Below are 20539 nucleotides of genomic sequence, written 5' to 3'. Positions count from 1 at the left end.
ATGGGGCTTATTTTTCTAAAGCTTGCCTTATCTTGAATTCCAGACTACGGTAATGGGCTCGGGTAAATGCATCTCCAACTCCAATCCTACTCTTTATCAAGTTATAGCTGTCTATAAGCTTCTGATAGACTACTGGATTCTTCAACATTTCAATTGTCCCCATCGTATCCAATTCAAAACCAGCTTTCTGCCAATCTATATTATCTGTCAGTAATTGTTTCTCAACCGCATTTAATTTCTTGAATGGCAAAAGAGAGGATTTTTGCTTAGATAATCCTCCGGCATCTAACAACTTTTCTACATAAGCCACTTGCAGGTTACAATCATACATATTTAGTTTAGCTCCATGCTTGGTCTTTGCCCATACGAAGTTATAGAAGTCATCCATAAAATCACTGTAGCGGTAGGCCTGTTGTGGATACAGTTCTTCGAATAATACAAGACTGGAAGAGATTGAATCGAAAAATAAGCGACTAACAATAATAGACTGAAGTGTGCTAGGTGAATAAACCGGACCAATACAGTCAATGATTTTCTTATCATATATCCATTCCGGTAGTTCCATCATTGTTTCTAAGACAAAATTGAGAGCTTCTTTTTGTTCTTCCTTCGGAACAAATCTTATTATTGCTTTCATGTTGTCACGTCTGGGCTCATCTAGATAAATACCGCCGATTGATACCATAGCATGTAATAAGTAACGTTGCATTTGCATAACTATCTCTTGATAGGCTTCCGCCATCCGAGTGTATTGGAAGTCATCCTCTTTTGTCCACTCTGGTAGATGCTTCATAATTACTTTCAGATTCTTAATGCCGTATCTACCAGCCTTAACCGCATCATCACCAAGATCCTCCGCCTTACATGAAGGATCTAATTCATTAATGAAAGGCTGTGGTCCATATTTATACATCGGATCGTTCTCTTTCTCTTTGATCCACGCATGCAGGACTTTTCTTTCATCCTCTGGAGTAGCAGCTTCGTATATCGGTTTGTAGCCCCATTTTATCGCATATTTGTCATATACCCCCAAGTGAGGAGGCATTAAAGAAACGCCTTTATCTTCGGGCTGAGCTACATAATTAAAACGAGTATAATCCATAATGGAAGGAGTAGTACCATATTTCTGAGTGAAAGTTACAGAACGCAACGAATCTACAGGATACGAATACGAGGCCCCAAAGTTATGCATCAATCCCAAGGTGTGTCCAATTTCGTGTGCCGCCACATAACGCAGGGAACTTCCCATGGTTTCTTCATCAAATACAGCTTGTCGTACCTTAGGATCTACTGCTGCTGTTTGTACAAAACGCCAGTTGTGCAGCAATTTCACTACATTCGAATAGAAGAGAACGTCTCCTTGAATGATTTCTCCGGAACGAGGATCTACACAAGAAGGTCCCATTGAGTTTTGTTCAGGCGTGGTAATCATGCGATAACAACTGTAACGAATATCGTCCGGATCAAAGTTGGGATCATCTTTAGGATAATCTTTGGCCATAATCGCATTTTTGAATCCTATTTCTTCAAAAGCTACCTGCCAATCTTCAATACCTTTTTTAATATATTCTCTCCATTTATCAGGGATAGCCGTATCTACATAATAAATGATTGGCTTTTGTGGTTCAACCAATTCTCCCTGCTTATGCCTTTCTATATCTTCCGGCTTCGGCTGTAGATTCCAACGATTAATGTATGACAACTCTTGCATGCCATCTTCCTTCTCAGTAAACAGATATTTATTCTCGTCAAAATATCCAATGCGTGAGTCGCCATACCTTGGGCGCATCATTTTTTCCGGCAAAAGAATGATATTGCGCGTCATTGTCACTGTGAATGGATTATCATTGACATTATAGCTCATCAATGATTTGATATTAATATTCTGAGGGAAGCATTTTACTCTTAAAATATTGGATTTGGAAGGAGATAAGCTGCCTGACAAAGGTTTTTTCTTCGCCAGCACATCCATGATGTTCCCGTTACGGAACGGACTGAACTCAGGAACGTCGGTAATGAATAGAGACATCATATCAATAACATAAGCTGACGAGTCAGGTGAAAAGCTCTCTATTTTGTAGGCTTCCCATATCGGATCAGAGAAGTTACGCTGAAAGGCTGCATACATATTGGATGTCGTATCACATAGATTACGTAACATCTTTTTATGCATGTACACTTTCTTGTCATCAGCAGAGAATGTTACCACGACCGGATTGCGAGGCATTTGTCCGGCAGCTACATCCTTATTATTACTCGTTCTTGACACCCTAGATGAAATCATAAAATCCCGTGCCATCAGCTTTTTGGGAATTTCAAAATAGTATTTATCTTTGACCTGATGTATTTTGAACATTCCTTCTATGGTTTTAGCCCCCTTCAATAGTTTTTTGTAGTCAGACACGTTGTCTTTCTTGATAGAATCTGCTTGTTCTGTCTCGGCTCTTTTCTTTTTCTTCTTTTTAAAGATTTGAGGCTCAGCGTTAGCAGTCATTACACCTAAAATTAACATTCCGGAGAATAATACATTGAAAAATTTATTCATAATATATCGTTTTATTTTATAGTTCTAATTGCGATAAATCAAATCCACTTGCCAGCATAGCTTCTCTTATGATATCATATTTTTTCTTCATTATAGGATACTTATCAAATATACCCTGAAGCTCGTCTTGAGGCTTCTCAAACACAAAGTTTATCCACTGCAACAGGTCCATTTCTTTAGTAGGTGCATATAGTGAATAATAAGGGGAATCGGGATCTTCTTCGTCAATATAGGAAGAATCTGTATTATAGCTAATCAATCCATAATGATAAAAGTCTGTATCAGCAGGAGACTCATATCCTAAATAATAGTAACCACTATAAATGTCAGAGACAACAGCCTCGCTCGCTTTATAAAATTCCTCTGGGACAGTAAACACTTCTCTTACTTCCAACATATATTTAGCCCAAAAGTAAGCATTGATATCTCCCCTCAGTTTGACAAAGTCTTCTTGCGACATATTTTTTAAGGCAGAGGTTATATTACTTATAGCAATAAAACTACCACTCGCATAGCTGTTTAAAGTAGTAGTTTCTCCCCACGCATCCATTCGAATCTGTTCAGCCAATATAATTGAGAAAGGCAGATTCTTCTTCAAGAAATCATCCGGATACAGATCCAATAATGATTTTCTTAAGAAATCGATACCGGCATTTATGACATCCTCTTTTTGTTCGGGTGAGGTAATCTTTATACCATTATCCGAAGTGAAGTTGAATTTGTAATCAGCTTCAGTCGGATTGGTTATGATGACAGTCCCATATTGCTGATAAAATTGGTATATGAAGTGGCGGGTAGGGTCTGTAGGAGTATCTTGCAACACTCCATATTTATCTGTTTGATCGGGGATGTTTAATGCATCTTCGTGCTCGCAGGAACTAATTCCTGCTACCAAGCATATTAGTAATACTATCTTTTTCATAACAATTCTATTTGATAGGATCATTGACTGGGCGGTTGAAAGTTTCTATCATTGTATTTCTATCTCTTTCGCTTTTAGGAATAGGCAATGTATACAGTTCTTTGTCGTCCAATTTAAACTTATCACCTGCTCCCTCAGTTTCTGAGGATGAATATGTATGCTCCAAAGATGGACATCCGTATCTGCGTAGATCAAACCAACGGAATCCTTCGAAGGCCAATTCTCGCCGCCGTTCCTTACGGACTGCGGCAACGATTCCATCATTGTCGACTGTCAATTGAGAAGTTCCTGCTTTCATCCGATGATCACGAAGGGTATTGATATCCGCTAAGGCTGCTTCCGTATTGCCAAGTTCGGCATAGGCTTCTGCGCGATTCAGATAAGCTTCTGATAAACGAAAGGCATTTGAATAAACAGTAGGAGATGTTCTGCTCCATTTGGCTGGAGTATAGAATTCGATCTCTTTTTTAACTGGTTTCCTTTGATTTCCCTTAGTGTGATGGAAATAATGTGAAAGGCGTAAATCTGCCTCGTCATATAGTGCTATCAAGTCAGAGCTTGCCGTAAGATTGCCTTTATAAGTAAAATCAGTCTGCATATATGATTCTAGAGTCGTAGTACCGTAAGAGAATATTATTTCTTTATTGGAATATGACAAGAAAATGTTGTTGTTCTCTTCTTCCGTCAGCCTATTGAGTCCTTGGGGAACATTTCTAATTACGGAGTCGCTATATAATATGGTCTGTGGATAATTCTTCTGGAACAGAAATATGCGGGAAGCCAACAGATAGGCACCTACCAAGTTAGGACGGAAAATACTTTTCTTGTTTCCAGATTTCTTAAAACATTGAATGGCATGGAGTACATCACTTTCCATTCTTGCATATACTACAGCATTGGTAGCACGTTGCATCATCTTATCAGACAGGCTGATTTCATCGTTGATGGGTACGCATAAGTCCTTGTCAGCAGTAGCTGGATCGTAAGGACACCCATAGAGATTAGCTAGCATAAAATAAGAGAATGCACGCATGAAGTAAGCTTCTCCGGCCAAATCAATACGTTCCTCTTCTGTTCCATTCATATTGTGAATTTCATCCAGAATGATATTAGTCATCAATATTTTATGAAAATAAGAACTCCAAGCGACGTCTGCGGTAAATTCATTGGATTTACCAATCTCAGGACTTTGCTGCCAAGTATAGTAAGACCATACTGCTTCCCGCCAATCATTGGATATCAGTATGGGGAAACTACCATAGTAACATTGATCTGCTACATCATCTGTCATATATTCCAAATAGGGATGAAGCACTTCACCGTTTTTCATGACTTCTCCAAAGAACAACTCTTTATAGTCCTTTACGGATTTGGGGATCAGCAAGTCTTGTGAGCTTTCTTCAAGGAGATTGCTGCATGCAGACAAGGCTGCAAACATAAGAAGAAATGACATGTATATTATCTTTTTCATTTTATCGCTTTATTTAGAGAACTATATTAAACCGAAAAGAATAAGAACGCTGTGGAGGAATGCTGCGTGAACCTAATCCAATCTGTTCCGGATCGCGCCCTTTCAATGCTTTGTCTTTCAATACAAATACATTGCCTGCATCAAAACTGATGCTTGCCCCTTTCAGAAAGATTGGTTTCAACCATTCAGACTTAAGGTCATAACGTATAGACATCGAACGACATCTCAGGAAGTTACCGGACACGACTCTCAGATCACTCTTATTGTACATGTCCCAACCGTTGTCTGCAATGCGATAAGTGATATCTTTATCTCTTATAATCAAACTCTTGTCAGACAGGACTGGGATGTTAGTGAAATCCTCATCTCCCGGATTTCTCCAACGGTTTACAAATTCGCTGGACATGTTCTGATCCGGATAAGGCAGATTCTGTCCTGAAGATGAATAGAGATCATTCAAACGGATGTTGCTACCAAAACTGAAAGAGAACAAGGAATTGAATGTTATATTCTTATATTTCAGATAGGTAGAAAATCCTCCATTTAAGTCGGGTTCGCGCTTACCCGAAAGGATGAATGCCCGATCGTACATCTCCTGTTGTGAATGAACAATGGAATTGCCGTCTTCATCTTTCTCATTTGTATCTTTAAACGTGGGATAACCATTGCTATCGAGTTTATCGAACTTGTAAGAATAGAAGCTATTTATTGCTTGTCCGTTGCTGACAAGTGTCCCGGCAACGTAATCTTCCCATGTCGCAGCCGAATTTCCGGCGTTCAGCACTTTATTATAGTTCTTTCCGGTGTTAAATGACAAACTCCATATCCAGTTTTTGGTCTGAACAGGAACTATAGATACTGCCAAGTCCCAACCCTTGTTCTCCACATCTCCATCATTTATGGAAACGTTGGTTGCGCCTGTCGATGGAGCTACGTTTTTAGTAACTACTTGATCAATTCCTTTCTTATAGTACAAATCCAGTGAACCGTAAATCCGATTGTTCCAAAATGCCCAGTCAAGTGCTATGTTATAGGAACGAGTCTTTTCCCATGTTAATTTGTTATTGGGTAATTTATATAGTGTCGACACATATTCCTGTGGCATTGTTTCCAAAGTTCCTAGGCTAGCTATCAGATTTGGGGTTTGGTCGGGATGCACATTACCTTGTATACCATAAGATGCACGTACAGCCAAGTCATTCAGGAAATTGACATTTCTCATAAACTCTTCATTAATGACGTTCCATCGTCCTGATACAGACCATATAGGCAGAAAACGTACACTTTTGTCCTGCCCGAATCTGTTTGAGCCATCTGTACGTATATTGAAGTTGAAGATGTAACGACTGTCATATACGTAGGCTGCTGTTGCATAGAAGGAAATAACATTGTTTTTAGTATCTGTCACCACATCCGGATGGTTCTTTAACAACATGCCGTATCTTTTCCACAGAGTGGGATCAATGTCAACAAATCGCTTTCCTCTTTCAGGTAAATATCCGTATTGGGTGGATTGCAGGCCATCGTACTTGGAAGAGTGGACTTCTTGTCCAATACTTCCTGATACTTCATGCTTCCCGAAACCGTGGATTAACGATAGGTTATTTCTCCAAGTATATGAGGTGTGTCGAGTATTGGTCGTTATAAGTTCCCCGCCATACGGGAGCAGGCAGTAACGGTTTGCGAAGGCACTGTTCTCAGTAGGATTTGGTAGTGTAGCACCGTAAGGCGATTGCCTCATAGAGGATATATAGTAAGATTGTTCATCAGCCCATGTTTCTTGTGCGACATTGCTTCTACTTAATCCCAATACGGAAGAAAACTTCATCCATGAAGCTACTTTCCAATCAAGATTCATCGTGATGTCTATTGATGATTTGTCGATATTGTTTCCACTGTGAATCAGCTCGTTTTGAATATTATACATCAATATCCCATTATAGCCGGATTCGTGTGCATAGAAGTGAAGATCGCCCGAAGAAGTTCGCATTGGAATAGCCCGTGAAGTGTTATAAGCATACTCGTACAAATCGATAGTAGTATGCGGATGTTTGGCTTTAGAGAGCGTACCACTTACTTTCAATCCCAATGAAAGATTGCTGCTAATTTTCGTGTTTATTTTTGCCAATACATTATAACGTTCTAACCCTTCATTAATGGTAACACTTTGATTGTTGGAATATCCTATAGACATATAATAGTCGCTACGGTCATTACCTCCAGTGATTGAAACCGAATGTTGGTGAGTAAATGCGGTGCGAAACAATAAATCATACCAATTGGTATTAAGCTGTTTCAAAGCTTTTACTTGATCTAAAAATTCCTTATAGCTGATATCTTTATTCCATAGATGTTGTAAAGCACCCTCATATCCTATGTCCGACGGTTTGTAGCTTCCGAACGAGAGACCTCGCTCTTGCATCTCGACAGACATATCGATTCTGTCAGCTGAGTTCATTCTAAACATTTTGTCGTATGTGGGAGGAGCTGTAATGCCTAATGTTGCCGTATATGAAATTGAAGGCTTCTGTTTTTTACCTCGCTTGGTAGTCACTACGATAACTCCATTAGCTGCTTTTACTCCATAAATTGCTGTAGCACTTGCATCTTTCAAGATATCTACCCGTTCAATGTCTTCCGGATTTAATGCACCTATGGCATTACCTATCAAGTTGATTTTGTCGGGACTGTTCAATTCTTCAGTTGAGATATTGACAGGTTCTTCTAGAATGATACCATCTACAACCCATACAGGCTCTCTGTTGCCGGTTATGGATGAAGAGCCACGAATTCGTATCTTAGGGGCTGCACCTGGTGTAGATGACATATTCATAACCGCAACACCAGGAAGGCGTCCTTGTAGCATTTTGTCGACAGACATATATTCGCCGCCTATAAGATCGGAACCTTTTATGGAAAGGATGGAGCTTGCCAGTTTACGCCGATCTATTTCTTGGTAACCGGTCACCACCACGTCGTCGAGCAGGCGAGTGTCATCTTCCATCGTCACCGTCAGCGGGCGACGGGGTGAAGCGTGCATCGCCACTTCTTTCTTACCTATATATGAAAAGAGCAACTGACCGGAACCGCTTGTCATACGAAGCGAAAAACGTCCGTCCATATCAGTCACCGTACCGTTCTTGCCATCCGGCTCACGCACGGTCACACCAATGAGCGGTTCACCCAGCTCATCGAGTACCTGTCCGGTTACCATGCCACGCCCACTGTCCTGTTTGGGACGCGCCTCGGGATTGTAGACCTGCACGAAACGCTCGCTGACTTCATACTTCAAAGGAGTGGATTTCAGCAGTTGAGCCACCGCTTGACTGATGGTCTGGTTTTTCATGTTCACTGTCACAGTGTAAGGCTCTACATCGGCCATGACGTACTGGATACGGTAATAACCTGAGAGACGTTCCACTTCGGACAACGCTTTGTGAAGTGGCTGGTTCGTACACTGGTAGGTGACTTTCCTACTCTCCCGAGGATTAGGTTGGGCATAACTTACCCCCCCCCACAGAAAAATCGTTACAAACAAAAGGAGAAAACTTCCTATTTGCCTGTTCATTTCTCTTCTCTTTAAGTTTAACATAGATTTAATTGTTTTTAGTTAGATAATATCAATCATCATTTGTAAGACAATGCAAGCTCATAATCGGTACCACTTTTCCGCTAAAAAGTTCATATTTTATCACATTATCCCAATACGGCGGCTTCTGTTTGCTCCCTAGGAGTCCAGGCATAAATACATCATGCCCACACCCGTGAACGACTCACAAGTGTGGGCATGAATGCATTCTTTCTCCAATACGAATCAGTAAACCACCAGATTGTCTCCCTCTATCTGTACGTAGACATGGCGCAGACGGTTCAGACTCTCGATAGCTACGCCTATATGGTCATTTCGCAAAGCGGAAAAATGTATCTTTTGGTGCATGACATCAGTATTGTGGAAGATGACACCATAGTTGTACCACCGACCCAAGGCGCGGAGCACTTCCACCAGCGGTTCATTGTGGAAATAAAAGAAACCATTAACCCACTGCGTAATGGCATACGTATCGACCTCTTGCACATGAAGTGCACCGTCATCTCCCAACCATGCTTCCTCTCCTGGTTGCAAAATTGCGTCGGGCTGTGTGTCTCCCGGACGCATCACCTCGACCTTACCTTCTACCAACGCCACATGGGGGGCTTCGGCATCATAGCTACGGAAATTGAACGAAGTGCCCAACACGCGCACATTCATGCGGTCGGACATGACAATGAAGGGAGCATCTTCACAGTGTGCCACCTTGAAGTAAGCTTCACCTTGCAAATACACTTGGCGCAAACCGTCACGGAACGCAGCAGGAAACTCGATGGTACTCTCGGCGTTGAGCCATACCTCCGAACCGTCAGGCAACGTGACTTTGAAGTCCATGCCACGCGGTGTGGAAAGGCGCTGTGTCTTGACCTCCGAAACATGGGTATCGGCAGCTATCGTCGGAGATGACTTCACCGCAAGGAATGAGAGAGAATCACCCGCGCCCAGGTTCATGGTTTCATCGTCTTGTTCCCACTTGACGTGTTGCGGAGTCTGGTCGTATTGCAAGGCGACAAAGCTTGAAGCAGCCTGCCGGTCAGCTTTATAAAATAAAGAAGGGAATAGAAACACGACGACCAACATGGCTGCCGCACCAATCAGAGCGGCTGCCGACATGTGCCACAAGGAGAATCGCCGGCGTGGCTTCTGACGCCCTGCATGATTCCGCTGGAACTCGCTCCATGCCTCGTCCACATCCGGTCGGGATGCATGTACGCGCCGATGGTTCATCTGCACCAATGCACGCAGCTGTTTTTCTTCTTCACTGAGTTCATCTATGTCTTTCATGTGTTCCATAGGCTTTTATTATATTAAGACTCACCGACAACTGTATCGGTACCCTTTCGTCCCCTTTTTACTTCTAAAGCTTTTCTAAAAATTGCTAAAGCCTTGCTGATGTGTTTGTGTATCATGCCCGGCGTGGTCTCCATCAAGTCTGCTAGTTCACTATACTTCTTACCCTCGATGTAACACTGCTCCACCACGAACCTGGTCCGCTCCGGAAGTCCATCCATAATGCCTTTGACTCGCTTCATCAACTCTTCATGCTCCTGCAAGTCTGTATCGATGAGTCTTTGTTTTTCAGTCAGGTACTTGCCCAACGTATCACGTTCCACAGCCCGATGCTTCAAATAGTTCAGGCAACGGTTTCGCACTGCTCGTGCAAGATAAGCCTCTCTATTGTCGGGATTCCAACTAGAAAAGCTGTTCCACAAGTCACCGAACAGTCCACTGACAATGTCCTTGGCAGCCTCTTCATTCTCCACCCAGTCAAGAGCATAGTAATAGAGACGGGAGTAATACTCCCGGAAAAGTTCTTCGAATGTCTGTGCATCATATTGGCTGTGATCCATTTGATTGAAAAGGATAAAGACCTTTGAATCCGCAACACTGTTACTCCTTACTTTCATAGAACCATGGGCAACAAAAGGGGCCCCACAGTTTTGCCTTGTCTGTGGAATCACTCAACTTAGTGTTGCATAATAAAAATCAAACAATTCCTGACAAGCGTAGCGAAAGTACAAATAAAATCAGAAAAGCTTACTCCCTTTGGCGGTATATTTCCAATAACGGAGCTTTTTGAAGCTCTTTTGCCTCAATCAATAGCCCTAAAGCTCGGATTACGGAGCAAAAAAAACGGAAGCACAAGGGGGGGGGCGGAACGCAAGGAAAGGAAAGACCTCTCCCCTGCCGGCTCCGTGTCCTTGTGCCTCCGTTTGACAGGCGGGAAAATGGAAGAGCATCAGAAACCTTGACGGTGGAATTCCACGACGGCTTCAATGCCCTTGCGGATGATGTCCAGGGGGATGTTTTCATTCGGCGAATGGATGGCGTTGCTCTCCAAGCCGAAGCCCATCAGGACGGTCTTGACACCTAGGATCTGCTCAAAATCCGAGATGATGGGGATGCTTCCACCCCGACGCACTGCCAGCGGTTGCTTGCCGAAAGCCTTGGCAAACCCTTTCTCGGCAGCCTTGTAGGCAGGGAGGTCGATGGGGCAGACGTATCCCTCGCCACCATGCATCGGGGTCACTTTCACCTTGACGGAACGTGGGGCGATGGACTGGATGTAGTCTGCAAACAACCGGGAGATTTCTTCGTGCTGTTGATGCGGAACGAGCCGGCAGGACACCTTGGCATAGGCTTTCGAGGGAAGGACGGTCTTCGACCCTTCGCCTGTGTAGCCACCCCAGATGCCGCAGATATCGAACGACGGACGGCAGCTGTTGCGCTCCAAGGTGGAGTAGCCTTTTTCACCCTGCAACTCGTCGACGCCGATGGCGGTCTTGTAACGTTCCTCGTCAAAAGGTATCTGGGCGATCATGCGACGTTCGGCATCGGACACCTCCTCCACTCGGTCATAGAAGTGGGGGACGGTGATGCGTCCGTCGGCATCGACTACCTGAGAGAGCATCGAACAGAGCACGTTAATGGGATTGGCAACGGCTCCGCCGAAGTGTCCCGAGTGAAGGTCTCGGTTGGGTCCGGTGACCTCGATTTCCCAGTAGGCAAGTCCGCGCAGTCCGGTGGTGAGCGAGGGCAGGTCAGCGCCCAGCATGCTGGTATCCGACACAAGGATGACGTCCGCCTTCAGCAGTTCCTTGTGCTCCTTCAGGAAGGCATTCAGACTCGGCGAGCCTATCTCCTCCTCCCCTTCGAAGATGAACTTCACGTTGTGTTTCAACGCTCCCTCGCGCACCATGTACTCGAACGCCTTCACCTGGATGAATGACTGTCCCTTGTCATCGTCGGCACCGCGTGCGAAGAGGTGTCCGTCACGGATTTCCGGTTCGAAAGGCTGGCTCTTCCAGAGTTCCAGCGGTTCGGGCGGCATGACGTCATAGTGGGCATAGATGAGCACGGTGGGTGCGTCGGGCGAGACACGTTTTTCGGCATAGACCAGAGGGTTGCCCTGTGAGGGCATCACCATCGCCTCGTCAGCTCCGGCAGCGAGCAGGAGTTCCCGCCAGCGTTGAGCACAGGCGAGCATGTCGTCCTTGTGCTCCGGCTGGGCACTGATGCTGGGGATGCGGATGAGGCTGAACAACTCGTCCATGAACCGGGGTTCGTTTTCCCGGATGTAGTCTTTAACTTCCATAAGCTTGATGTTTATAGGCAGAGCCGCAGGGCTGTCCGTCGGATGTGGGACGACAGTTCCCGCAAGCTCCCGCTGAGGTTTGAAATGTCTGTTGAGTGCGCACCTGGCTGCCCGCGTCCGTGTTCTACAGACGCGTCGCCTTGTCCATCAGGTAATGGTCAAGCAGGGTCAGGGCAGTCATGGCTTCGACCACGGGTACGGCACGGGGCAGGACGCAGGCATCGTGTCGTCCGCGTGCCGTGACGCGGGTATCGTTTCCGTTGACGTCGACGGTCTCCTGCTCCATGAGGATGGTGGCGACGGGCTTGAAGGCAACACGGAAGTAGATGTCCTGTCCGTTGCTGATACCTCCCTGGATGCCTCCCGAGTGGTTGGTACGGGTGTCGATACGTCCGTCGTTGTTGTAGAAGATATCGTTCTGCTGGGAGCCGAGGAGGTCCATGCCGCCGAAGCCTTCGCCGTACTCAAATCCCTTCACGGCATTGATGCCGAGCATGGCAGCACCCAGCGCGGCATGCAGTTTGCCGAAGACCGGTTGTCCCAGTCCGACGGGACAGCCCTTCACCACACAGGTGATGACTCCCCCGACAGTGTTCCCCTTGCCTTTCACACGGGCAATCAGGTCTTCCATCTCCTTTGCCTTCTCCGGGTCGGGACAGCGCACCATGTTCTGCTCGATGAGGCTGAAGTCGTAGTGTGTGTAGGGATGTTCGAGGGCGATGGTGCCCACCTGCGAGGTGTATGCGGTGATGCGCACGCCCAGCTGTCGCAGGGCAAGTTTGGCAAGTGCTCCGCCCACACAGCGGGAGATGGTTTCCCGTGCCGACGAGCGTCCGCCTCCGCGATGGTCACGGATGCCGTATTTGCAGCTGTAGGTGTAGTCGGCGTGTGAGGGGCGGTAGAGGTTGCGCAGGTTCTCGTAGTCTGATGAATGTTGATTTGTATTCCGGACGATGAATCCGATGGGGCAACCTGTGGAGCGTCCTTCGAAGATGCCCGAAAGGAATTCCACCTCGTCGGGCTCCTTGCGTGGGGTGGTGATGCGGCTTTGTCCCGGACGGCGTCGGTTCAGTTCCGCCTGTACAAAGTCGGTGTCAATCTCGATGCCTGCAGGAAATCCGTCGAGGACTCCCCCCACGGCAGGGCCGTGCGATTCTCCGAAGGAGGTCAGGCGCAGCAGGTTCCCAAATGTACTGTTGAACATAATGCGTTTGTATTAGTTACGTAAGCTTCGCAGGCATTCCACCGGACCGGCTGGTTTCTTGTCAACCCGACGCGAGCCTGCGAAAGTCGAATGAGTCAGGTGCTGAATTTATAAGCGTGCCAAATATAGCGTGAATAGTTGGAAGTATCAACAGCAAGAGGCACGAAGGCGCAGAGTTTTTTGTCTGACTCTGCATCTCCGTGCCTCTTGTCTGCCGGGCTGACCCTGGGCATGTGCCTCAGAACACGTATCCGAAGCCCAGGTTCAGGTAGATGTTGTACATGCTGAACGTGATGGTCTCGAAGTCCTTCTCGAAGATGTCGTTCAACCCCCACTGGAGGTCGGCATTGAGCCGGAAGTGGCGGTTGACCCTCCAGGAACCTCCTGCCTGAAGTCCCCACTGGAACTTGCGCAGGTTGTCCGAGAAGTCATAGGTGGCGGTGGCATCGCCGGTGAAAGGCACCTTCTGTCCGGTCGGGTCATTCTCGCGCAGGTATCCGTCAGAGACGTGTCCGGAGAACTTGCCGTCCATGAGGTATGCCACATAGGGACCGAAACGCAAGTCCCAGACGGAACTAAGCTTGTAGGCTGCCATGACGGGCACGGTGAGGTAGGAATTGGTGACGTCAGTCTGCACCAGTCCGGTCCAGTTGCCCTTGATGCGTCCGCCTCCGTCAATCAGCTCCATGCTGTAGTTCTTCACACGTGCCTCGGTACTCATTTTCTTGTTGTCGAACGAGATGCCGCTGCTGAAGCCCCATTGGTTGTCAAACCACTTAGTCACCTGGATACCCAACGACAGCGCCAGTCCCGGGTTGTAACTCTCGATGGAGCGGATTTCCTCCGGCAGAGGAAGGGGTGAAGTGCCGCCGATACTGAATCCGGCCTTGACTTCAAAGTCGATGTGATGTTCCTTCAGGTTGTAGTGGAACAACTGTTGTGCCTTGGCCTGTCCCAGACAGAGCAACAAGGCGATGGCTGTAAGGATGAATTGCTTTTTCATTGGTTACCCTCCTCTTCTTCATAGTGCAGTTTGACATCGTCGACATAGAGCGTACTACCTTCGGCTCCGTTGAAGTAGGCTCCTTCCTCGCTCGAACTCATGACGATGGCCAGGTTATAATCTCCGTTCTTCATTTTCGCCTCGTCGAATGCCGTTCCTCCCTCAAACGGTTGGAACTCGATGAAGAAGTGGGTCCAGTCGTCGGCTTCGTGACGTTCTTCACGCGGAAGGTGAGCCAGCAGCACGATGCTCGGGTCACTCAGGATGTTATAGCCATCCAGGTAGGAATTGGTTGCCTTGGTGGCATCGTAGAGCACGGCGTAGATGTCCCACATGTCGGTGTCGTGCTTATGCTGTTCAGGAGTACCCACGGTCATGGTTGCCCCTGCCTTGTACTTGAAATAGCCTTCGAGGCTGATGGGTCTGTAGGGGAACACTTCACCGGCACCAAAGTGGGTGCAGACGGCAGGTTCATTGATGTTTTCCAGCACGAACTTTCCGGTAAACAGGTTTCCGGCAGCAATCGGTGCCAACGCTACGGCAGCACTGGCCTTCGGTCTGCAGGTGACCAGCTTGACACATTTGCCGGTACGTCCCTCGTCCCAGGAACAGGTCGGGAACACCGTCGGGTCGTCGGGCAGACCGTCCAGCTTGGCAGCCAGGACAAAGCCGCTGTTTCCACTGGCCCATACCAGGGTCGTCGAACCTTGCGAGTCAACCTCTTCGATCTGATGATAGTGATAGGGATAGCTTCCGGGATTCTCTACCCGGACAAGACTTACCCCTTCAAAGTCGTAATCGGACAGGATGCTCCGGTCTTGCTGTACGGTAACGGTATAAGTCTTTTTCCACTTCTTGTCTTCCGAGGTCACCGTGTAAGTCTGGGGAAAGGTGAAGTTGCGTGCCGTCCCGCTGGGCGGTTCGATGGTGGCACCCGGTGTCAGTTCAAATTGAGGAGCGAGATTGGCGGCATTCACGCCTACAGAGACCACGAGGGTCACTTTGTCATTCTCGATGAGAGGCGGACGTTTCAGCACATTGCCATCGAGCACACAGCTCACAATGTCGGCTTCAGCGTTCGGAGCTTCGTCTTGGATACAAGACACGAAGAAGAACATGCTCAGCAATAAGAGTAAAGGAAACTTTTTCATTGTGCTTGGTTTTGTTACGAGGTATAAAAAAGAATCTTCGGAAGGGCTGTACCTCGAAAGATGGGGCAGAACCTTCCGAAGATTCCATAGATGGTTCCTGTTCAGTTGTTCAGGACAAATGTCTTCGTTTCATCAGGAGTGGCAGCCACATCCGCAACCGTCATGGTGGTGTCCGTGCTCACCGCAGCCGCAATCGTCGCCACAGTCATCGCTGCCACAGCCTCCGCCGCAGCAGTCGCAGCCACCGCCACAACCTTCACCGGCAAACATATTGATCACTTCCTGAATTTCAGCATTTGTTGCCGGACGGGATTCCGTCACAGTACCTACAAAGTGGAGGTCCTTGCCGGCAAACGGATGGTTGAAATCCATCACGACTACATTGTCCTTCACCTCCACGACAGTCCCGTTCAGGCGGTTGCCGTCGCTGTTGAGCATCGGAAGGATGTTGCCGGCAAACACACGCTCGGAGTCAAATTTGCCGTCCACTACGAAGAAGTCCTTCGGCAGTTCGAGGATGTGTTCGGGATCGATTTCACCATAAGCTTCAGCCACGGGGATAACAAAGTCGAATGCATCGCCCTGGGCGAGCTTGGCTATGTTGGCTTCAAAACTCTCCAGTGTGATGCCCATGCCCGAAATAAATTGGAAAGGATGCTCCACCGGAGCTTTTTCCATCATGACTTCTTTACCGTCATTGTCCACATACAACTCGTAGGACACGGTAATGTATTTGTTTGCGTTATTCTCCATATACTTATATATATGCAATTAATAAATAGGATTGGTTAAATAGATAATACTAATGGTGGGCAAAGATACATAAATCTCCAGCGATATATGGAAGAAAAGAAGCTAATTTTGCAAAGGATGCTTGCTTTTTACCCGATATTCTTACATATATTTGCAGAATCGGTCATTTTTATGATAGATTCTCTTGATATAAATCAAATAAGTGACGATTTAGATTTACATTTACGTTTATTAACACCAAAAGGATTGGAAGTGGTGAAAAGCTATATATCTTTGCAGTGTCAAAATGATAGAGAAAAGAGAAAAATTTAGGTAATTAGTTTTTAGGAATAACATTTAAGGTAAAAAGGAGAAAGATTATGAAAAGGATTACATTACTTTTTGTAGCGTCTCTATTTGTTGGCGCTACAAGCTTTGCAGGAGAAAGAATCGCGAATGTGAGTGGTAATGCGTGGAACTGGTCAGTCAGCGCCGGACGTCTGACAAACTACCTGGAGCTGAACAGCAATCAGTATGACGAGGTATCCACGGCTTGCGAATATTTCTCAGACAAATTGTTGCAGGCAGCGCGCAGTAAAGACGAGGCTTCCCGTTCGGCACTGGTCCGCAAGGCGGTCTGGGGCAACCTGAAGCTGATGAAATCGGCATTGAGCGAGCAACAATACAGAAAATATGTGACGTTGTTAAATTTGACTTTACACAATAAAGGGCTTGATGTTTATTTGGATTAATAAGAAAGACAAATACAATTAATCGAGAGAGAGAAAAGCACAGCAGAAGAGGACAATGTTTCTCTTCTGCTTTTTTTATGCTATGATTACTTTCGTTTTGCTTGTTGACCGGGTTTTCTTACGTAACTTTGCAAGGTCACAGGTTGTGATAAACGATCAAACGAAACAAACACGAATATGAGTAAGAAAATTGTAACTTTTGGCGAGATCATGCTACGCCTGACCCCTCCCGACAATCTGCGTATCCAGCAGAGCCGCGTCTTCCTGGCTAACTATGGAGGCAGTGAAGCCAATGTGGCGATTTCGATTGCCAACTACGGGGGCGAAGTGGACTACATCACCCGTTTGCCGGAGAATGCATTGGGTGAGAACTGCATCACGGAGCTGCGTTCGCACAATGTCGGCACCCGGAACATCTTGCGCGGCGGGAAGCGGCTGGGAACGTATTACATGGAAAAAGCCGTAGCCTTGCGTAACTCCGAGGTAATCTATGACCGCGAAGGCTCTTCCTTCACGGACTTGCAGCCGGGCATGATCGACTGGCACAGCGTATTCGAGGGAGCCAGCATCTTCCACTGGTCGGGCATTGATGCTTCCCTGACTGACGGGTTGGCTGCCGTATGCGAGGAGGCCATCCAGGTGGCTGACGAGATGGGGCTGACCATCTGCTGCGACATCAACTACCGCAAGAACCTGTGGCGTTACGGCAAGACTGCAAGCGAGGTGATGCTTCCGTTGATGCAGCACAGCGATATCCTGTTTGGCAGCGAAGGGGAATATGCCAAGATTCTGGGCATTCCGGCACCGGGCTTTGACTCGAAGTCGGCTGCCGACGGCATCGACCGCTATGCCTACGACAGTTTCTGCAAGGAAATCAGCAAATCCGTTCCCCGATGCAAGCACATCTACATCGCCCTGCGCAATGTCCTGAGTTCAGAGCACCACACGCTTGCCGGTGCCCTTCATTCCAACGGAACTACGAAGTTCACACGGGTCTATGACATCAACAACATCATCGACTGCATCGGTGTGGGGGATGCCTTTGTGGGTGCCCTGCTCTATGCACACACGGTGTATGACGATGACCAGAAACGGGTGGATTTTGCAGCTGCGGCATCGGCGTTGAAGAATACCATCGCCGGAGACTATAACATGATGAAGGCTGCCGAGATTGAATCGCTCGTGGAGAAAGGCGAGAGCGGAGAGGTGAGCCGATGAGAGTCATCAGCTTCGGAATGAATAGGATCGAGTAGGAGGAAAACGACGTAGTTTTCTTCCTACTTTCGTTTTCCGTCCTCTCACACCACCGTACATGCGGTTCCGCATACGGCGGTTCCTATTTTGGGTACCATTCGAGATATTCACCCATTAAAGTAGCATACCCTGCTTTGCGCAAGTTCTCATTTGTGATTGCCCTGTGCATTATGTGGCTGTCTGCTATGCGCCAGCAGCCCTTGCGAGTATTACCCCATNCCTATTTTGGGTACCATTCGAGATATTCACCCATTAAAGTAGCATACCCTGCTTTGCGCAAGTTCTCATTTGTGATTGCCCTGTGCATTATGTGGCTGTCTGCTATGCGCCAGCAGCCCTTGCGAGTATTACCCCATTCATATGCCTTGTACTTATCGATACCGCATCTAATGAGGTTTGCCACTTTTGTCTTGACTTTCTTCCATGCTTTCCATATACACATACGTATTCTACGCCTTAACCATTCGTCAGTGGTAAGTAGAAGACGTTTCATATTGGCAAGATGATAATAGCCGACCCATCCTCTTATGTATTCTTTGAGCTTTTGCTTTCTCTTGGAATATCCCCATCCATTGCTGCGACTTGTCAGTTCTTTTAGTCTTGACTTCATCTTGGCTTTGGATGTCGGGTGTACCGTAAGTTGGCATTTACCTTTCATTACATTAAAGGAATAGCCGAGATATTTCACTCCGCGCACATACGACACTACGGTCTTCTCCTGGTTGACTTTGAGATATAGATTGTTCTCTATAAATCGGGTTATGCTCTCCTTCACTCGCATTGCTGCCCTTCGGGACCTGCAGAATATCATCGAGTCATCCGCATAGCGCACAAAAGGGAGGCCTCTGAGTTCCAGCTCTTTGTCCAGTTCATTGAGCATAATGTTGCTCAACAAGGGACTTAGCGGACCTCCTTGGGGAGTTCCTTCCTCGCTCGCTTCAAACAAGCCTTTATTCATTACACCGCTACGGAGATACTTATGTATAAGACTGACCACTCTGCCGTCTTTTATGGTACGGCTGAGGATTTCTATGAGCTTGCTGTGGCACACCGTGTCGAAGAAGAGTTCAAGGTCAAGGTCTACAACATATACGTAGCCTTCATTGATTATCCTCTGCGCTTCACGTAGTGCGTCATGGCATCCTCTTCTCGGACGGAAGCCGTAGCTTGTCTTGGAGAATTGGTTCTCATAGATGGGAGTCAACACTTGGTTTATGGCTTGTTGCACCAATCGGTCTATCACGGTGGGGATACCTAAAAGGCGCATCTTGCCATTGTCTTTGGGGATTTCTACCCTTCTTACCGGGTTCGGACGGTAAGAGCCGTCCATCAAGGAACTAAGGAGCATTTCCCTATTGGTCAGGAGCCATGGGAGCAATTGCTCGCACGACATCTTGTCGATACCACCACATCCCTTGTTTCTCACCACTGTTTTGTAGGCTCTGTTGAGATTTGACGGACTGAGAATTTGCTCGAAAAGGTGTTCCTTGTCGAATGGTACTTCCACGATGTTGTCTTCACACATTCACATAAAGGTCTGCACTCCCCCATATCTTTCGGCTTCCAACCTATTCCTTTGAGGGCAGCCATACAAACGTGATATTGTTTTCTGCATTCTGTCCTTCATATGGTATTTTTAAATTACTATCGTTTAATTGCTAGGTTCTGCCCTTCATGAAACTCTATCGACAGCTGCACTACTATGGCGTCTGCTGACTTCTCACGACAAGCTTTACTCCACTTCTTTCGTAAAAAAAAAAAACTATTCGAAGTGTCCGTGAGACCTCCTCGGATAAGGGCGTTGTCTTTCCATCTTATACCTACTTCATCTACACCGACCGTTCCGAATAGCTATAGGGCTTCGATTTGTTTAGCAATCTTACCCACGGTCATATGCCTTGTATGAAGTTTCTGTTCGTTAGGCCAGATGTTTGCCGACGGCTTCCTTCAGATTTCACCTCGCGATGAACACCCTTGCCTGGGGCTATGTAATTCCCGCTATTAGGGCTTACTCGGGACTTGCACCCGTTAGACAACACTCATGCCGAGCGTACTAAAAGAAGGGTGCATCGCTTCGTGCGACGCACCCTTCGTCTAAATCTTTGTCTGACTTTGTAGTTCTTCGGATATTAGCCCAAGCTGATAGCTTCAGAAGGACAAACATCTGCACAAGTACCACACTCGGTGCACATATCCGGGTTGATAGAGTATTTGTCACCTTCAGAGATTGCTCCAACCGGACATTCGTCAATACAAGTACCGCAAGCGATACAATCGTCACTAATTACGTAAGCCATTTTCTTATCAATTTAAGTTGTTAG

Annotated in this window: 15 protein-coding genes and 2 pseudogenes; 4 read left to right on the top strand and 13 right to left on the bottom strand. The window is 46.7% G+C overall.

The window, feature by feature from the left end; genetic code table 11:
* Positions 1–7 precede the first annotated feature (7 nt).
* The 6 genes from C8275_RS05340 to C8275_RS05315 all read right to left on the bottom strand — a co-directional run bounded on the left by C8275_RS05340 (position 8) and on the right by C8275_RS05315 (position 10434).
* Positions 8–2545, bottom strand: coding sequence for a zinc-dependent metalloprotease (locus tag C8275_RS05340; protein WP_106484391.1), 2538 nt, complete (start codon positions 2543–2545; stop codon positions 8–10).
* A gap of 16 nt (positions 2546–2561) precedes the next feature.
* Positions 2562–3467, bottom strand: a complete 906-nt coding sequence (locus tag C8275_RS05335) for a hypothetical protein (protein WP_106625733.1) — start codon at positions 3465–3467, stop codon at positions 2562–2564.
* Positions 3468–3474: 7 nt separating this feature from the next.
* Positions 3475–4938 carry a RagB/SusD family nutrient uptake outer membrane protein gene (locus tag C8275_RS05330; protein ID WP_106484390.1) on the bottom strand — a complete coding sequence of 488 codons (1464 nt, stop codon included), beginning with the start codon at positions 4936–4938 and terminating at the stop codon, positions 3475–3477.
* A gap of 13 nt (positions 4939–4951) precedes the next feature.
* Complete coding sequence (locus C8275_RS05325) at positions 4952–8530, bottom strand: TonB-dependent receptor (protein ID WP_234395708.1); 3579 nt, start codon at positions 8528–8530, stop codon at positions 4952–4954.
* Between the two features lie 222 nt (positions 8531–8752).
* The gene (locus C8275_RS05320; RefSeq protein WP_199881864.1) at positions 8753–9811 is read right to left on the bottom strand and encodes a FecR family protein; all 1059 of its coding nucleotides are present in this window, start codon (positions 9809–9811) and stop codon (positions 8753–8755) included.
* Positions 9812–9834: 23 nt separating this feature from the next.
* Positions 9835–10434, bottom strand: a complete 600-nt coding sequence (locus tag C8275_RS05315) for an RNA polymerase sigma-70 factor (RefSeq protein ID WP_106484388.1) — start codon at positions 10432–10434, stop codon at positions 9835–9837.
* Between the two features lie 90 nt (positions 10435–10524).
* Between C8275_RS05315 and C8275_RS14955 the strand changes: the two are divergent.
* A pseudogene (locus tag C8275_RS14955) lies at positions 10525–10665 on the top strand (IS1380 family transposase); the annotation flags it as partial.
* A 101-nt stretch (positions 10666–10766) separates the two neighbouring features.
* On the opposite strand, the gene C8275_RS05310 reads toward C8275_RS14955, so the two are convergent.
* The 5 genes from C8275_RS05310 to C8275_RS05290 all read right to left on the bottom strand — a co-directional run bounded on the left by C8275_RS05310 (position 10767) and on the right by C8275_RS05290 (position 16233).
* Positions 10767–12122 carry a dipeptidase gene (locus C8275_RS05310; RefSeq protein WP_106484387.1) on the bottom strand — a complete coding sequence of 452 codons (1356 nt, stop codon included), beginning with the start codon at positions 12120–12122 and terminating at the stop codon, positions 10767–10769.
* A 124-nt stretch (positions 12123–12246) separates the two neighbouring features.
* Entirely contained in the window at positions 12247–13326 is a 1080-nt protein-coding gene (gene aroC, locus C8275_RS05305) for a chorismate synthase (protein ID WP_022384775.1), read from the bottom strand.
* 238 nt (positions 13327–13564) lie between these two features.
* Positions 13565–14329, bottom strand: coding sequence for a porin family protein (locus tag C8275_RS05300; protein WP_106484386.1), 765 nt, complete (start codon positions 14327–14329; stop codon positions 13565–13567).
* The gene (locus tag C8275_RS05295; RefSeq protein ID WP_106484385.1) at positions 14326–15480 is read right to left on the bottom strand and encodes a PCMD domain-containing protein; all 1155 of its coding nucleotides are present in this window, start codon (positions 15478–15480) and stop codon (positions 14326–14328) included. Before C8275_RS05295 ends, C8275_RS05300 begins: the two co-directional genes overlap by 4 nt.
* Positions 15481–15612: 132 nt before the next feature.
* Positions 15613–16233, bottom strand: a complete 621-nt coding sequence (locus tag C8275_RS05290; RefSeq protein WP_106484384.1) for a peptidylprolyl isomerase — start codon at positions 16231–16233, stop codon at positions 15613–15615.
* An 87-nt stretch (positions 16234–16320) separates the two neighbouring features.
* On the opposite strand from C8275_RS05290, the gene C8275_RS05285 reads away from it, so the two are divergent.
* The 3 genes from C8275_RS05285 (at position 16321) to C8275_RS05275 (ending at position 18182) form a co-directional block, all read left to right on the top strand.
* Complete coding sequence (locus C8275_RS05285) at positions 16321–16545, top strand: hypothetical protein (protein WP_106484383.1); 225 nt, start codon at positions 16321–16323, stop codon at positions 16543–16545.
* 47 nt (positions 16546–16592) lie between these two features.
* Complete coding sequence (locus tag C8275_RS05280) at positions 16593–16964, top strand: hypothetical protein (protein WP_022384779.1); 372 nt, start codon at positions 16593–16595, stop codon at positions 16962–16964.
* Between the two features lie 177 nt (positions 16965–17141).
* Positions 17142–18182 carry a sugar kinase gene (locus C8275_RS05275; protein WP_106484382.1) on the top strand — a complete coding sequence of 347 codons (1041 nt, stop codon included), beginning with the start codon at positions 17142–17144 and terminating at the stop codon, positions 18180–18182.
* Between the two features lie 256 nt (positions 18183–18438).
* Here the strand turns inward: C8275_RS05275 and ltrA are convergent.
* Positions 18439–19845 (bottom strand): annotated as a pseudogene (gene ltrA / locus C8275_RS05270) (group II intron reverse transcriptase/maturase).
* A gap of 502 nt (positions 19846–20347) precedes the next feature.
* The gene (locus C8275_RS05265; RefSeq protein ID WP_022384781.1) at positions 20348–20515 is read right to left on the bottom strand and encodes a DUF362 domain-containing protein; all 168 of its coding nucleotides are present in this window, start codon (positions 20513–20515) and stop codon (positions 20348–20350) included.
* Positions 20516–20539: the final 24 nt, after the last annotated feature.

This window comes from Bacteroides sp. Marseille-P3684 (genome assembly GCF_900291465.1).
In the GTDB taxonomy this organism is placed as follows: Bacteria; Bacteroidota; Bacteroidia; order Bacteroidales; family Bacteroidaceae; genus Phocaeicola_A.
The sequence above is the reverse complement of the archived record's forward strand: the minus strand, read 5'-3'. Positions and strand labels throughout refer to the sequence as shown.